General features: G+C 67.2%; 12 protein-coding genes and 1 pseudogene. 10 read left to right on the top strand and 3 right to left on the bottom strand.

Going from position 1 to position 15793, the window contains the following annotated elements; all coding sequences use genetic code 11:
- Position 1 precedes the first annotated feature (1 nt).
- A complete protein-coding gene (locus GOAMR_RS16105; RefSeq protein ID WP_211599632.1) occupies positions 2–1024 on the bottom strand; it encodes an ABC transporter substrate-binding protein in 1023 nt (340 codons plus the stop codon).
- Positions 1025–1521: 497 nt separating this feature from the next.
- Here GOAMR_RS16105 and GOAMR_RS16100 point away from each other — a divergent pair, with 497 nt between their 5' ends.
- Positions 1522–2460, top strand: a complete 939-nt coding sequence (locus GOAMR_RS16100; protein WP_005190152.1) for an oxidoreductase — start codon at positions 1522–1524, stop codon at positions 2458–2460.
- A gap of 153 nt (positions 2461–2613) precedes the next feature.
- Positions 2614–2913: a hypothetical protein gene (locus tag GOAMR_RS16095; RefSeq protein WP_005190151.1), complete on the top strand. Its 300-nt coding sequence runs from the start codon at positions 2614–2616 to the stop codon at positions 2911–2913.
- On the opposite strand, the gene GOAMR_RS16090 is transcribed toward GOAMR_RS16095, so the two are convergent.
- Together GOAMR_RS16090 and GOAMR_RS16085 are read right to left on the bottom strand one after the other, a co-directional pair.
- Complete coding sequence (locus GOAMR_RS16090; protein ID WP_005190147.1) at positions 2910–3995, bottom strand: hypothetical protein; 1086 nt, start codon at positions 3993–3995, stop codon at positions 2910–2912. The two genes, GOAMR_RS16095 and GOAMR_RS16090, sit on opposite strands and share 4 nt — an antisense overlap.
- The gene (locus GOAMR_RS16085) at positions 3985–5658 is read right to left on the bottom strand and encodes an HsdM family class I SAM-dependent methyltransferase (protein WP_005190144.1); all 1674 of its coding nucleotides are present in this window, start codon (positions 5656–5658) and stop codon (positions 3985–3987) included. Before GOAMR_RS16085 ends, GOAMR_RS16090 begins: the two co-directional genes overlap by 11 nt.
- A 198-nt stretch (positions 5659–5856) precedes the next feature.
- Between GOAMR_RS16085 and GOAMR_RS25815 the strand changes: the two are divergent.
- The 8 genes and pseudogenes from GOAMR_RS25815 to GOAMR_RS16050 form a co-directional block, all read left to right on the top strand.
- A pseudogene (locus GOAMR_RS25815) lies at positions 5857–6858 on the top strand (acyl-CoA dehydrogenase family protein); the annotation flags it as partial.
- A gap of 255 nt (positions 6859–7113) precedes the next feature.
- Complete coding sequence (locus GOAMR_RS25810) at positions 7114–8277, top strand: acyl-CoA dehydrogenase family protein (RefSeq protein WP_040515565.1); 1164 nt, start codon at positions 7114–7116, stop codon at positions 8275–8277.
- Positions 8274–9293, top strand: a complete 1020-nt coding sequence (locus GOAMR_RS16075; RefSeq protein ID WP_005190139.1) for a bifunctional MaoC family dehydratase N-terminal/OB-fold nucleic acid binding domain-containing protein — start codon at positions 8274–8276, stop codon at positions 9291–9293. The genes GOAMR_RS25810 and GOAMR_RS16075 overlap by 4 nt, the downstream gene beginning before the upstream one ends.
- On the top strand, positions 9290–9706 hold the full coding sequence (locus GOAMR_RS16070) for a MaoC family dehydratase (protein ID WP_005190135.1): 417 nt from the start codon (positions 9290–9292) through the stop codon (positions 9704–9706). Before GOAMR_RS16075 ends, GOAMR_RS16070 begins: the two co-directional genes overlap by 4 nt.
- Positions 9703–10887 (top strand): lipid-transfer protein, encoded by a 1185-nt coding sequence (locus GOAMR_RS16065; RefSeq protein WP_005190132.1) that lies wholly within the window; start codon positions 9703–9705, stop codon positions 10885–10887. Before GOAMR_RS16070 ends, GOAMR_RS16065 begins: the two co-directional genes overlap by 4 nt.
- A gap of 172 nt (positions 10888–11059) precedes the next feature.
- Positions 11060–12700, top strand: coding sequence for an acyl-CoA synthetase (locus GOAMR_RS16060; RefSeq protein WP_005190129.1), 1641 nt, complete (start codon positions 11060–11062; stop codon positions 12698–12700).
- A 265-nt stretch (positions 12701–12965) separates the two neighbouring features.
- A complete protein-coding gene (locus tag GOAMR_RS16055; protein ID WP_005190126.1) occupies positions 12966–14654 on the top strand; it encodes a class I adenylate-forming enzyme family protein in 1689 nt (562 codons plus the stop codon).
- A 182-nt stretch (positions 14655–14836) separates the two neighbouring features.
- A complete protein-coding gene (locus tag GOAMR_RS16050) occupies positions 14837–15748 on the top strand; it encodes an LLM class flavin-dependent oxidoreductase (RefSeq protein ID WP_005190120.1) in 912 nt (303 codons plus the stop codon).
- Positions 15749–15793: the final 45 nt, after the last annotated feature.

The following is a 15793-nucleotide window of genomic DNA, read 5'->3' as shown; positions in this document are numbered from 1 at the left end:
CTCACCTCACCACCGGTGCGGTCTTGTACTTGTCGGGAATCGCGCCGGCGATGACCTTTTCGAAGCGCCGGTCGAACAGTTCGGAGGCGTCGAAGGATTTACCGCCGAACAGGCCCGCATCGGTGACGAGGTCGACGGTGTCCTGTTCCCATTTGATGGCGTCGGTCCAGTCGGTGGGGAAGTACGGCTGCCCGAGAGAATCGATGATGCGCCGACCGTCGTCGGCGGTCACACCCTGATCCTTGACGTAGTACGCGTCGATCCACTTATCCGGATTCTCCCACTGCCAGACCTCGCCCTTGGCCCAGAGTTTGGCGAATTCGGTGATGGCGGAAAGCTTCTTGTCGTCGGCGAGGGCCGATACCGGCGCCCACAACACGCTCAGGGCATCCAGGGCATCGGTGTGGATCGAGCGTGCCCCTTCGGGGCCGAACTCCTTGAGGTACTTGGTCAGAACCGGCTCACCGAGTGGTGCGACGTCGACCTGCTTGCCCTGCAGCGCGGTCAGGAACTGGGGGCTGTTGAGTTCGACGAGTGTCACGTCGTCGACACTCAGTCCGGCATCCTTCAGCGATTGGAGCACCACGAGTCCCTGCGCCTGCCCGGCGGAGAAGGCGATGCGTTTGCCGCGCAGGTCCTGGAGGGTGGAAATATCGGTGCCGGGTGCGGTGGCCAGTTTCTGAGTCGGCAGTGAACGTACCTGGACGGCGACGATCTTGGTTTTCACCCCTTGGGTGTGCGCCTGAATGGAGGGCATTCCGGCATTGGTGGCCAGGTCCACGGATCCGCCCTTGAATCCCTGGATGACATCGGGTCCGCCGGTGATGGCCGCCCAATTCTTTACTCTGAACGGAATCTTTCCGATCTCTCCATTTGCGGTCAGTGCTACCTTGGTTTTGGCTGTCGCAACAGAGATTTCGGCGTCCGGTGCGACGGTGGTGGGCAGGGCCTTGCTCTCGTCCAGCTGCTCACCGCTGTCCGCGCACGATGTGAGCGTGAGCGCCGTGGCAACGCAACCGATCACGACGCGGGTGATCGGTCGAGAATATCTCCGGGACAGCGGACGCTTGGCTCTTGACATATTCCGATCGTGTCGAAATCGCGGCGCTATCTCAATATTCGGTCAGGTTAAAATTAGTCGGGTTGCAAGACGGGTCGATGATTGCCGAATGCCGGCAGCGGATCGTCGTACAGGGTGCGCAGGCAACGGCCGACTCGCCGATCAGCTCGGCCCCGGACGTGCTGCGATGGGGCACGATCGGCGATGCGAGTACTGTGCCCGCGATATCGGCGACAGCCCGGCATGTCTGGCGACCGCCGAACGAGGTGCCGGCCCCAGCGCGAGCAGCGCCCGCGACACCACGCCCGCCGCCGTCGGCCGACGGTCGGTCGTCCCCATCTCAGGTCCCCTCAGCTGTCCCGGTCTCGGTGCCGTATGTGGCACCCTGTCTGAGGACGAGTGAACGGGCTCACGGCCGGACAGCTCACCGCAGGCGGCCCACCACCAGATGAGGAGACACCGTGCCCAGATCCGGCGGCGGATGGACGTTGGCAGACGCACCCCGACTCGACGGCAAGACCGCCGTGGTCACCGGGGCCAACAGCGGGCTCGGTCTGGAAACCGCGCGTGGGCTGTCGCGACTGGGCGCGACGGTGGTGCTGGCCTGCCGCAACGTGGACGCCGCGAAGGCCGCCGCGGACGATATCGCGGCCGGTGAACCGGACGCGCAACTGTCCATCGTCCGCCTCGACCTGAGCGATCTCGGCTCGGTGCGTGAGGCCGTAGGCCTGATCCGCGGCAGCCACCGGCAGATCGACATCCTGATCAACAACGCCGGTGTGATGAGCCGGGAATGGCAGCTCACGGCCGACGGGTTCGAGCTGGACTTCGGCACCAATTTCCTCGGTCATTTCGCGCTCACCGGGCTGTTGCTCGACCGCATCAACACCAGTGTCGGACGGGTGGTCACCGTGACGAGCGCGGTGCACCGCAAGGGTGCCATCGACTTCGACGACCTGCGGATGGACCGGGGCTACTCGGTGCCCGCGGCGTATGCGCGGTCGAAGCTGGCCGAACTCATGTTCGCGATCGAACTGCAACGCAGACTGGCCGCCGAGGGCATGCCCGGCGCGTCGCTGGCCGCGCACCCCGGGGCGAGCTACAGCGGCGTCATGCGTGACCAGAACAAGGTCCTGAACTGGGCATTCACCAGTCCCAACATGCGCTGGCTGCTGAACACCTTCGTCCAGGAACCCGACAAGGGTGCGCTGCCGGCACTGCGGGCCGCCACCGATCCGGCGGCCTTCGGCGGGCAGTTCTACGGCCCGTCCGGGCGGCTGGAGGCCACCGGTGCGCCCGTGCTCGTCAGCCCCGCCGACAGGGCTGTCGATCCCGCTGTCGCGCAACGACTCTGGGAGACCGCCGAAGACCTGACCGGCATCGAGTACTCGTTCGACTGAGCGGGGACGATCGGGGCCGTCCGGCCCGACGGCCGTGCCGTGCCTCGCAGCCGACTGCCTCGCCGAATGTGGAACAGGTTACAGTCGACCAATGCCGACCTCCGGCCAGTCGTCTCGCGCCGACAGCGTCGTCGGCCGCCAAAGGAGATCTTCGTGAGTGAGCAGACCGCACCCGACACGCCCTACAGCGTCGTCATCCTGAAGCCCGGCCCCGAACACGGCTCCGACGCCGTGCCCGACTCGGAGCTGCTGGTCGGCTGGATCAACAATTTCGCCGCTCCCGAGGGCCGGCTGCCCGCGCTGCTGGAGGCCGGCGACAACCCGCTGATCAGTGGCATCGCCGTGATTCCCGCCGGCGTGGAGGCCGCCACCGCGATCGTCGCCGCCGACCCGGCCGTCGTCGCGGGCAGGTACACCTTCGAAGTCCACCCGGCAGACGGTTTCCCCGTTTAGTGCGTGTCCGCTGAATCCGCGCGAGGTGCCGCGGGTGTATTCCGGGCCTGATCGCGCAGCGTCCGGGCCTCCCGGTGCTGGGCGACGGTGCTGTTGTACAGCACGATGGTCAGCATCTCGGTGAAAAACCTTGCCGGACTGAGTTCGTCGGGCACCAGATCGTGCCGTAGCCGCACCGTCGGCAGCCGGTCGATCGGCAGCGCCTGGGCGGGTGTGGGGGCGTCGGCCGGGGGAGCGGGCAGATCGAGTTCGAACAGTCCCGGCTCGTCCTCGGGTTCGGGTGCGGCGAACAGCTCCGGGAACAGCTCGGGAACCTCGGGCTCGGGAACGGTGTCCGGCTCGTCCGGCACCTCGATGCCCTCCCATTCGGGCACGATCAGCGCACACGCGTCGTAGGCGTCGTCCTCGCGGCCGAGTTTGGTGAGCAGATCCACCAGCCAGTCGAAGTGGTAGCGCTCCTGCGTGTAGGCGGTCGACCGCAGGCTGTAGACAAAACCCAAGGCGGCCAACGGATGCCGCAGTGCCAGGTTCTTGGCGTCGCCGTAGGACTCCTCGACGCGGTTGGCGGCGTTCTTACCGAACGACGAGTCCATCCGCTTGGTGGAGATCAGCAGTTCCGGCCCGGTCTGCCACGACGTCATCAGCACGTCGACCTGTTTGAGATAGTTCTTGCCCAGGATGTTGGCCGACGCCGACGCCACCGATCCCGAACCGCGTGCGAGCCGGGCGATCAGTTCGGCGCGCTGCGGTTTGGGCAGCGATTCGATGAACCGCAGCACGTCGCGGTCGACGACCCGGGGCGCCTGCTCCCGCGGCCACACGGCATCCGGGTCGAGTCCGGCGCGGCGCAGCTCGTACGCCACCCACACGTCGATCGCGAGCGCGGGTACGCCCGACTGCGACGACGCGGACAGCAGCAGTGGCACCGCCAGCAGCTTCTCCAGGGTGGCGTAGTCGGGACAGAACCGCAGGTCACCGCCGGCGTCCGAAGCCCACGGGTTCCTCTGGCGGCCGTCGGCGCCGGCGACGATCGCGTCGAACAGCGGCCAGGCCCGGCTCTTGGCGCTCGGCTCATTCGCCACCGGCGCGGCCTCCCGGCGTCGCGGACCGGCCACGCGCCTTACGCCGCGAGGACAGGTGAGCGTGGTCGGAGCGCAGTGCGTCCAGTTGCGGGGCCGACAGTGCCATCGCACCGGTGAGCAGCACATGATCAACCAACTCGGCCGCACCGGTCAGGTCACCCGCCCGCAACCGCCGCCGCACCGCGGGCCGGATCGCTCGCAGCTCGGCCGCGTGCGCCCGCACGAGCTGCGGAGCGGGGACGGGCAGCTGGTCGGCCTCGCGCGGCTCGATCTTCAGCATGCCGCCGCCGTACGGCCTGCCCACAAGCTCGGCGCCCAGCAGGGTCAGCGAGTTGAGCGAGGCCAATGGCAGCAGACTCATCCCGTCGGCACGCAGATCGGGGCGCAGGTAGACCCCGTGCACCGAGTTGAGGTGGTGTGCGCGCGCCTGGTTGGACGCCAACCTCGGGGTGTCGGCGTTCATGTAGGTGAGCAGCAGATCGGCCGGTTTCAGGTACGGCACCCGCCACCACGGCGTACGCACCCGGCATTTGTACGCCTGGTGAACGTCGAGATCCACACCCGAGCGGATGTAGTGTCTCGCCGCCCGCGAGGGAGTGGCCGGGGGCCGGAACAGCAGGGTCGCCTGACCGTCCGCAGCGAGCGAGGCCAGTTGTGCGGCAGTCAGGTTCATCGTGCGCAGATGCCGCGATCCCGGTGGGGACAATGCGATGGTGTCGGTGGCCGCCAGGCCGAGTTCGGCGGCCTTGGCGGGGGAGAGGGTGAAGAACCGGTTGTTGCCGGTCACCATGCCGAGAGTTGTCTCGCCCCAGGTCTGGAGCCCGGCGAAGCCCGCCTCGCCCAGCGCGCGCGTGTAGGTGTCGAGGCCGTCGGCCGACAGCAGCCCGGCCGACCACTTGGCCGACTTGTCGGTGGGCATCCAGCGCCGGGCCGGACTCTCGGCGGCGAGCGCCCCCAGATCGTCGGCGTTGTGCAGCGACCGCACGATCATGTGGTCGGTGCCCGACACCCCGGTCCCGGGCGCGTAGCCGTCGGCCAGGAGCAGGATCACCTCCTCCTGCACCTCCGGGATCACCCGCTCGGTGAACAGCACCAGCTCGACGTGCGAGAACCGGTCCATCAGGAACCGGCGCACCGCACCGGCGTAGTTGACGGTCAGCAGCTCCGCCGGCAGTACCAGGGCCAGCCGCCCGCCCGCCCGTAGGTGCAGCGCCGCGTGCACGGTGAACGCCGCCCACGACGACGCGAGGTTGGTCAGCCGCACCCCGCCCCGCAGCGCCGCCCGCTGCGCGGTGGCCCGGTCCGCGCCGGAGAAGTCCTGGTAGCGCACATAGGGCGGATTGCCGACCACGGCGTCGTAGCCGCCGAACTCGGTGTGGGCGAAGAAGTCCCCGGTGTGGATGTCGGCGTCGATGCCCTCGGCGGCGAGCGTGCGGGCCGCCTGCCGGGCCGACGCCGCATGCAGTTCGACACCCACCAGCCGGCCCTGCTCGCCGACCTTGTCGCCGGCCTCGTGCAGGAACACCGCCTCGCCGCACGAGGGCTCCAGAACCGCATCCGAGGGGTCGCGGACTGCCCAGTCGGCGAGGAACCGGGCGACGGGCGTGGGCGTGAAAAAAGCCCCGCGCGCCTTGCGCAGGGTCGAGGTGTCGCCGGTGAGCATGCGGTCAATCCTGCCCGACGGCTACGACAACCCTCCGGCACCCCGCGCACCCGCGTGGCGCGGTCGTCCGGCATCAGGATGAACGCATTCCACTTCTGGGATGGGTACGGCAAACACGGCACAAACAAACCCGCAGGTGATTAGGGTTGATCTACCCCGAATCGCGGCCGTCTGCTACAACTAGAACAGGTTCTAATTATGATGAGGAGGGCGTTCGTGGACTTCGCGCTCGATGCCACCGCGTCTGCGGTGCGCGACGTGGCGACAGACGTGCTGTCGCGGCATGAGGCCGAGTGGTCGTCGACCTTCGGCAAACATGCGCATGCCGACGACCACGACGCCAAGCTGTGGCAGTCGCTGGTCGACGCCGGTCTGCTCGCGCTCGCGCTGCCCGAATCCGCCGGCGGCGACGACCTCGGCGTGCTCGGGGTGGCCCCGCTGCTGCGCACGCTCGGTGCGGCCGCGGCCGTCACCCCGGCCATCGGCACGATCGCCGCCGAACTCACCCTGCGGTCGGCCGCCCCGGCCACCCGCGAACGGCTCGCCGCACCACCGGCCCGTGGCGCCTGGTACTCGGTCGCCGTCTCCGAACCCGGTGCGGCGCTCACGGTGAATCCCGTCACCCGGATCATCGACGGCAAGCTGACCGGCGTGAAAACCGGTGTGCTGCATGCCGACGGCGCCGTCGCGTTCTTCGTCACCACCGCCGACGGCGTGGTCGTGGTGCCGCGCGAGGCGGCCGGGGTGACCGTGGCGCGGACCCCGTCGTCCAGTGGCGCCGGCGAATACACGGTCGCCTTCACCGATGTCGCGGTCGCCGCGGACGATATTCTCGGTGTCGATTCGGCTGTGCTGCGTGATCAGTACCGGCTCGCGCTCGCCCGCTACGCCGACGGACTCATCGAGGGCGCCACCCGGCTCACCGCCGACCACGTGTCCACCCGCGAACAGTTCGGCAAGCCGATCGCCCTGTTCCAGGCCGTCTCCCAGCAGCTCGCCGACATCTACGTCATCGGCCGCGGCATGGAACTGGCCACCACCGCCGCCGGCTGGCGTCTGTCGCAGGGTCTCGCCGCCGGCCGCGACTTGACGATCGCCACCTACTGGCTGGCCGCCGAGATCCCCGCCACGATGCGCACCATGACGCATCTGCACGGCGGCATCGGTGTCGACCTCACCTACCCGCTGCACCGCTACTTCTCCGTCGCCAAGGACCTCGCCCGCCTCGTCGGGGGTGCCGCCGCCAACCTCGACGAACTGGCATCGTCATCTCACGAGGTTTCGAGGCTCGTCGCTGACGCTCCTCGCACCTCAACCGGCGAGAAAGTCAGCTCTTCGTTGGTTGAGGTGCCCCCGTCGTTGGTTGAGGTGAGAGGAGCGCAAGCGACGAGCCTCGAAACCCCGCACGCCGACCTCGAAACCCCGCACGCCGACACCGCCCCCGAGGACACGACGATGTTCGTCGACCTCACCCCCGAGCAGTACGCGCTGCGCGACGAAATGCGTTCGTACTTCACCGGACTCGTCTCTGCCGAGGACGCCCGCGAAATGCTCGTCGACCGCCACGGCCCGGCCTACCGCAAGGTCATCAAACAGATGGGCGACGACGGCCGGCTCGGCGTCGGCTGGCCGAAGGAATACGGCGGCAAGGGTTTCGGAGAGATCGAACAGCAGCTCTTCACCAACGAGGCTGTGCGCGCCGATGTTCCGTTGCCGTCGGTCACGCTGCAGACCGTCGGCCCCACCCTGCAGGCCCTGGGCACCGAGGAACAGAAGCAGCGGTTCCTGCCCGCGATCCTGGCCGGTGAGGTGCACTTCGCGATCGGTTACACCGAACCCGACGCCGGCACCGACCTGGCGTCGCTGACCACCACCGCGGTCCGCGACGGCGACCACTACATCGTCAACGGGCAGAAGATCTTCACCACCGGTGGCCACGACGCCGACTACATCTGGCTGGCCTGCCGCACCGACAAGGAGGTGCCCAAACACAAGGGCATCACCATCCTGATCGTCGACACCACGGACCCGGGGTTCAGCTGGACCCCGATCATCACCGCCGACGGCGCCCACCACGTCAACGCCACCTACTACAACGACGTCAAGGTTCCGGTGTCGATGCGGGTCGGCGAGGAGGGCGGCGGCTGGCGCCTGATCACCACCCAGCTCAACCATGAACGCGTCATGCTCGGCCCGGCCGGCAAGCTCGACGGCCTCGCCGAACACGTCCGCGCCTGGGCGCGCGGCACCGGCCCCGACGGTGTGGTGATCGGTGAACACACCGATGTGACAAGGACTCTCGCGCAGATCGACGCCTACGTGCGGATCAACGAACTGCTCAACTGGCAGGTCGCCTCCACCGGAGAGGCCATCTCGATGGCCGACGCCGCCGCCACCAAGGTGTTCTCCACCGAACGGCTGCAGCTGGTGGGCCGGATGATCGACGAGATCGTCGGCCGCTTCGGCGACCTCTCCGACGAGGCCACCGCCGATCTGGTGAATTGGCTTGACGTCCAACAGAAACGCAATGCCGTCATCACGTTCGGCGGCGGGGTGAACGAGGTCATGCGGGACATGATCGCCACGGCCGGACTCGGACTGCCGAAAGCGAAACGATGAGCATCGACACAGCGGACGAGATTCTGAACGCGGCGGCCGCGATCAAGGCCGCGGGCCCGTCCGCCCCCGCACCCGGCCGCGACCCGATCAACACACCGATGATCAACAACTGGGTCGAGGCGATGGGCGACACCAACCCCGTCTACGTCGACGAGGCCGCCGCGCGTGCCGCCGGTCACCCGGGAATCGTTGCCCCGCCCGCGATGTCGCAGGTGTGGACGATGCGCGGTCTGCACGGCGAGCGCGCCCCCGGGGACCCGTTCCGGCTCGCGACAGAACTGTTCGACGCCGCCGGATACACCTCGGTGGTGGCCACCAACTGCGACACCGTCTACCACCGCTACACCCAGGTCGGTGAACAGGTCACGCTCTCCAGCGAACTCACCGACGTCGTCGGGCCCAAGAACACCGGGCTCGGTGAGGGCTGGTTCTTCACCACCCGCAACACCTGGCGGGTCGGCGACGAGATCGTCGCCGAGATGGATTTCCGGATTCTCAAGTTCCGGCCGCCGGTCAAAGACCTCGCGGCCGACGAGCCCGCCCCGGCGGTCCCCGAGGATCTCGATCCCGACAGGCTGTTGCGCCCCAACTCATCCCGCGACACCAGGTTCTTCTGGGAGGGGGTGGCCGCCCACGAACTGCGCATCCAGCAGGTCGAGGACGGCTCGCTGCGGCACCCGCCGGTCCCGGCCATCTGGAAGGAACGCGGCGCGGACGGCACCGTCCCCGACACCGACTACGTGGTGGCGGCCGGCACCGGAACCGTCTACAGCTTCGTCGTCCACCACGCGCCCAAGGTGCCCGGCCGGTCGCTGCCGTTCGTGGTGGCGCTCGTCGAACTCGACGAGGGCGTGCGGATGCTCGGCGAGCTGCGCGGGGTGGACCCCGACGCGGTGCGCATCGGCATGCCCGTCGAGGTGACCTTCCTCGACTTCCCCGCATCCGGCGAGAAGCCCGCGTGGACCTTGTACGCATGGCGTCCGGCAGCAACTTCAGGAGAGGATGGTCGGGCATGACCGCGGTGACATCCGTACCCGTCGCGGTGGGAACGGTGTTGCCGCCGTTGACCATCGAGGCCACCCCCACCTTCGTGGTGGCTTCCGCGCTGGCCACCCGCGACTTCCAGGACGTGCACCACGACCGGGATCTGGCGCACCAGAAGGGGTCCGAGGACATCTTCGTCAACATCCTCACCGACACCGGCCTCGTCGAACGGTTCATCACCGACTGGGCCGGACCGTCGGCGCGCATCACCTCGATCAAGCTCAAGCTCGGCGTGCCCTGGTACGCCTACGATTCGGTGACATTCACCGGCGAGGTCACCGACGTGGCCGACGACGGCACCGTCACCATTTCGGTGGTGGGCGCCAACAAGCTCGGCAAGCACGTCATCTCGACCGTCGCCTGCACTCTCGGGGTGGCCGCATGACGGGCACGCTGTCGGGAGCCGCGGCGATCGTCGGGATCGGCGCCACCGAATTCTCCAAGGACTCCGGACGCAGCGAACTGCGGCTGGCCGCCGAAGCGGTGACCGCCGCCGTCGCCGACGCCGGGCTCACCCCCGCCGACGTCGACGGCCTGGTCAGCTTCACCATGGACACCAACGCCGAGATCGCTGTCGCCCGCGCGGCCGGACTCGGCGACCTGAAGTTCTTCTCCCGCATCCACTACGGCGGCGGAGCGGCGTGTTCGACGGTGCAGCAGGCCGCGATGGCGGTGGCCACCGGCGTCGCCGACGTCGTGGTCGCCTACCGGGCGTTCAATGAACGCTCGGGGCGCCGGTTCGGTCAGGTCGACAGTTCGGTTGCCAATCAGGAGAATTCGTCGGGTACCGACAACGCCTTCTCCTATCCGCACGGGCTGTCCACGCCCGCCGCGTTCGTGGCGATGATCGCGCAACGCTACATGTACGAATACGGCGCCACCAGTGAGGACTTCGGCCGTATCGCGGTCACCGCCCGCACGCACGCGGCCAACAATCCCAACGCCTTCTTCTACGGCAAGCCGATCACCCTGGAGGACCATCAGGCCTCCCGCTACATCGCGCAGCCGCTGCACCTGCTCGACTGCTGCCAGGAATCGGACGGCGGTGTCGCGATCGTCGTCGTCTCCGCCGAGCGGGCAAAGGATCTACCGCAGAAGCCGGTGACCATCACCGCGGCGGCGTCGGGCAGTGCCCGGAATCAGTTCATCATGACCAGCTACTACCGCGAGCAGCTCGCCGCCCTGCCCGAGATGGGTCTCGTCGGCGACCAGCTGTGGCAGCAGTCCGGACTGTCCCCGTCCGACATGGATGCGGCAATCCTGTACGACCACTTCACCCCGTACACCCTGCTGCAGCTCGAAGAACTCGGGTTCTGCGGCCGTGGTGAGGCGAAAGACCTTGTGCGAGAGCCCGGTGCGCTGGAGGTCGGCGGAATCCTGCCGCTCAACACGCACGGCGGCCAGCTCGGCGAGGCCTACATCCACGGCATGAACGGCATCGCGGAGGCGGTCCGCCAGATCCGCGGCACCTCCGTCAACCAGGTGCCCGACGCGTCCAAGGTGATCGTCACCGCCGGCACCGGCGTCCCCACCAGCGGCCTCATCCTCACCGGAGACCCCGCATGAAGGTCGATTATCGCTGGTTGAGGTGTGACGAGCCGCCAGGCGAGGAGCCTCGAACCCCGGTGGGCCGACAATGTCCCCTTACGAGGTTTCGAGGCTCGGCCGCTGGGCGGCCTCGCACCTCAACCAGCGGGGGTAAACAGCAACATCTTTGGCAGAGCACGAGGAGATAGCGATGCAGTTCAATTTGGCCGACGTTTTCGAGACCGTCGTCGATGCCGTACCCGAGCGCATCGCGCTCAGCTACGAAGGACGGCAGGTCAGCTATGCCGAGCTCGACGGCGAGGCCAACCAGGTGGCGCACCTGTTGAAGGCCAACGGGATCGGGGCCGGAGACAATGTGTCGCTGTTCCTCAAGAACAGCGTCGAGCATGTCACCAGCCTGCTGGGCCTGATCAAGATCCGCGCGGTGCCGGTGAACATCAACTACCGGTACACCAACGCCGAACTGCACTACATCTTCGACAACTCCGACTCTGCCGGCATCATCGTCGAACTCCCCGAACACCAGGCGAGCGTCGCCGAACTGCTGCCGACGCTGCCGCAGGTGCGGTCGGTGTTCGTGATCGGCGAGGTCACCGACGAACTGCGGGATGCGGTGGCCGCCCTGCCGGATGGCCGTCAGGTCGCGATCGGGGCCTTCTCCGACGCCGAATCCCTGCCGAAGGAACGCGATTTCGAGCCGCGCACCGGCGACGAGCTGTACCTGCTGTACACCGGCGGCACCACCGGATACCCGAAGGGTGTCATGTGGCGGCACGACGACTTCTTCCGCAAGCCGCTCTCGGGCGGCAACCCGTACGGCGACGACCGTAAGAACCTCGACGAGATCGCCTCCGCGGTCAAGGATTTCCCGTCGATGTCGTTCATGCTCGCGGCGCCGCTCATGCACGGCGCGGCGTCGTACTCGCTGTTCACGTTCTTCACCCTCGGTGGGCGGCTGGTGATCATGCGCGAGTTCAACCCCGAGAAGATGGTCACCTGCATCGCCGACGAGCAGGTCCAGCTGGTGCTGATCGTCGGCGACGCCATGGGCATGCCGCTGGTGGAGGAAATGGAGCGCCGCGCCGGCGATGTGGACCTGTCGTCGCTGTTCTCCATCACCTCCGGCGGTGCGATCTGGTCGCAGCACGTGCGGGACCGGATGCTCGCGGTGAAACCGGGTCTGCTCCTGCGTGACAACTTCGGTGCGTCCGAATCGGGTAACGACGGCGAGATCATGATGGACGACGCGGGCAACCTCAAGGTGCCGCCGACCGACCGCATGATGGTGGTCGACGAAAGCCTCAACCCGATCGAACCGGGTTCCGGCGAACTCGGCTACATCGCCCGCATCGGCAACGTGCCACTCGGCTACTACAAGGATCCGGAGAAGTCGGCCAAGACCTTCCCGACGCTGCCCGACGGCCGCCGCGTGTCGATCCTGGGTGACATGGGCACCGTCGAGGCCGACGGCACCATCGTCTTCCTCGGTCGCGGTTCGCAATGCATCAACACCGGCGGCGAGAAGGTGTTCGCCGAGGAGGTCGAGGCCGTGCTGCACGCCCATCCCGCCGTCGCCGACGCTCTCGTCGTACCGGTGCCCGATCCCAAGTACGGTCAGCGGGTGGCCGCGGTCGCCAAGATCGCCGACGGCGTCCCCGAACCCACCGAGGAAGAACTGCAGGACCACGTCCGCGCCTCCCTCGCCGGCTACAAGGTGCCCCGCATCATCGTCTTCGTCGACGAGGTGCGCCGCACGCCCGCCGGCAAGGCCGACTACCGCTGGGCCAAGCAGACCGCCGAAGCCCAGGGCACGACTGTTTCCGCTAGTTGAGTTCCGCCGCGGGTCGAGATGTCGTCGACCCCGCCGCCGGTTGAGATGTGCGTCGGCGATCGTGTGGCGTCGACCCCGCCGCCGGTTGAGGTGTGAGGAGCGCAGGCGACGAGCCTCGAAACCACGTGAGCGAACAATGTCGTCTCACCGGGTTTCGAGGCTCCTCGCCTGGCGGCTCGTCGCACCTCAACCAGCTGGTGGTACGGCGCAAACATTATCGCGACTGCTACCGTATGACCAACGGTAGCGATAGGGTGCTGATGTCATGACGATCTTCGAAGGCGGTTTCGCGGACGACCCGCGCCTGGCGGACCTGTTCGCCGAGGGTGGGCCGTTCGAGATCACCGAGACGATCGTCGACGGCAGCCCGGTCCGCACGTACCTGCGGTGCCCGCGCACCCTCGCCGACATCTTCGCCCGATCCGCCGCCCACGGCGACCTGGTGTCGATGGTGTACCGCGACCAGCGACTGACCTTCGCCGACATCCGCGCCCAGGCGCTCGCCCTTGCCCGCACCTTCCGGGCCGATTACGGCGTGGCGCCGGGCGATCGGGTGATGATCGCGATGCGGAACCGGCCCGAGTTCACCGTCGCGTTCTGGGCGGCGGTGACGTGCGGGGCGATCGCGGTTCCGGTCAACGCGTGGTGGCAGGGGCCGGAACTCGCCGCGGCGGTCGCGGAATCGGAGCCGAAGGTGATCATCGCCGACCCCGAGCGAATCACGAGGTTCCGGGAAAGCGGCTGCGCCGTGCCGGTGATCGGCGTCGGTGAGGCATATGGCGAAACCTGTTATGAGGACTGCGCTTTCGGCGAGCAACTCCCCGTCGACGACATCGTGGCCCGGAAGCCGGACGATCCGGCTGCGATTCTGTACACCTCCGGCACCACCGGCCGCCCGAAGGGTGTGGTGATCACCCATCGTGGCGTCACCCACAACGTGATGAACATGGCGCTGATGATGCGCCGTGGGATGCTGATCGCGTCGTCGGCGCCCGCGGTGCAACAGCGGCAGAGCGCGGGACTGCTCGGCACCCACCTGTTCCATATCGGCGGCATCGCCGCGATCGTCAATTCCGCACTGACCGGCGCCAAGATCGTGATGCTGCACAAGTGGGACGTCGACGACGTGCTGCGGCTCGGAAAAGAAGAACAGGTCACCGGCCTCGGCGGCGTACCGACGATGGTCCGGAAGATGCTGGCGCACCCCGATATCGGTGACTTCGCAGGCAAGGTGCTGAGTTTCCAGATGGGCGCCGCGAGCGTACCGCCCGACATCGCGCTCAAGGCTCGTGAGGTCCTCGGCGACAACCTGCTCATCTTCAACGGCTACGGCGCCACCGAAACCACCTCGGCGATGGCCACCAACGTCGGCGACGAATATGCCTCTCACCCGTCGAGCGTCGGAAAGCTCAATCCCACAGCTGAGCTCCGCATCGTCGCCGAAGGCCGCGACCTGGGCCCGAATGAGCTGGGGGAGCTGTGGTTCCGGTCCCCGCAGATTGCCCGCGGCTACTGGAACAATCCGGAAGCCACCGCCGAGTCGTTCGTCGACGGCTGGTGGCGCACCGGCGACGTCGGCTACATCGACGACGACGGCTTCATCTACGTCGTCGACCGTATCAAGGACATCATCATCCGCGGTGGCGAGAACGTGTACTGCGTCGAGGTCGAATCGGTCCTGTTCGAGCACTCCGACATCGTCGACGTCGCTGTGGTGGCGGTCCCGGACGAGATGCTGGGAGAGAAGGTATGCGCCGTCGTCATTCCCGCCCCAGGGTGCGAACCGACGCTGGACGCCCTGCGCAGGTTCGCCACCGACCGGCTCGCCTACTTCAAACTCCCCGAACTTCTGGTCCTCACCGACGACGTCCCCCGTACCGCCACCGGCAAGATTGCCAAACGCCGCCTCCGCGACCAACTCGGCACGGATCTTTCTGCTGCCATCCGCCCGTGAACCGGCGTTGATCGCCGGGCACTGCCGAACGCCGGCCGCCTGCGTTGATGGTCCGTTGATAATAAGGTGGCTCGGAATTGAGCAAGCCTTCCTAATCTCAGGGTGTGGCTGCAGTCACACGCGATCACCTCGCCTGCGATCGCGGCCACACACGATCCTGTACAGCTCACCGAGGAGCCCCGATGAAGCTTGCTCTCTACCTACCCAACTTTCGTGACCATGTGACGCTCAAGGAACTCGACGACCTGACCGCACTTGCCGAGGACCTCGACTTCGATTCCGTCTGGACCCTGGACCGGATCATCGTCCCGGAAACCTCCGACCACGAGAATCTGACCTATCCGTTCGGCATGATGTCGGACCTTCCCAAGAGCCTGCCGGTCATCTCCCGTGGCGAATGGTTCCAGGGAATGCCGCTGATCCCATATCTCGCGGCCAAGACGACCAAGGTGCGTCTGGGCATGAGTATCATCGACACCCCGTACCGTTCACCGGGGGTGCTCGCCGCAGAGCTGGCCACCCAGGACCATCTGGCGGGCGGCCGACTCAACGTCGGCGTCGGATCGGGCTGGATGCCCGAGGAGTTCGCCGCGGCCAGCGTCACGCACCTGTTCAAGCGCCGGCACGGCCACGTCCGCGAAACACTGGAGATCATGCAGGGCGTTTGGACCGAGGAACTGTTCGAGTATCACGGCGAATTCGCCGATTTCGAACTCTCCGGTTTCGGTCACAAACCCGTCCAGAAGCCCGGCCCGCCAATCTACTTCTCCGGCCTCAAAGATCCGAAGCGTTCGGCCAAACGTATCGCCAAGTACGGTCTGCAAGGCTGGATCGGTATCCAGGACTCGCCGGAGGACATCGCCCACTGGAAGGGCGAAATGGAAAGGGAACTAGGTGAACTCGGCCGTGGATTCCCCGAGGGCTTCGACATGTGCAGCATGATCTGGTTCGTCATCACCGACGAGCCGATGGATCAGCGACGCCGGAAAGGCGACCAATCTGCTTGCCGGCACCGCCCAGCAGATCGAGGACCGCCTCAAGCGCTACAAGGAAGCCGGCATGACCATGCCGCTGCTATGGCCGCCGTTCCGTGACGTGCCCACATCGAAGACGATGGACGACCTCAAGCGGCTCACCGA

It is taken from the genome of Gordonia amarae NBRC 15530 (genome assembly GCF_000241345.1).
Classification (GTDB): Bacteria; Actinomycetota; Actinomycetes; order Mycobacteriales; family Mycobacteriaceae; genus Gordonia; species Gordonia amarae.
This window is presented reverse-complemented; position numbering and strand designations above follow the sequence as displayed.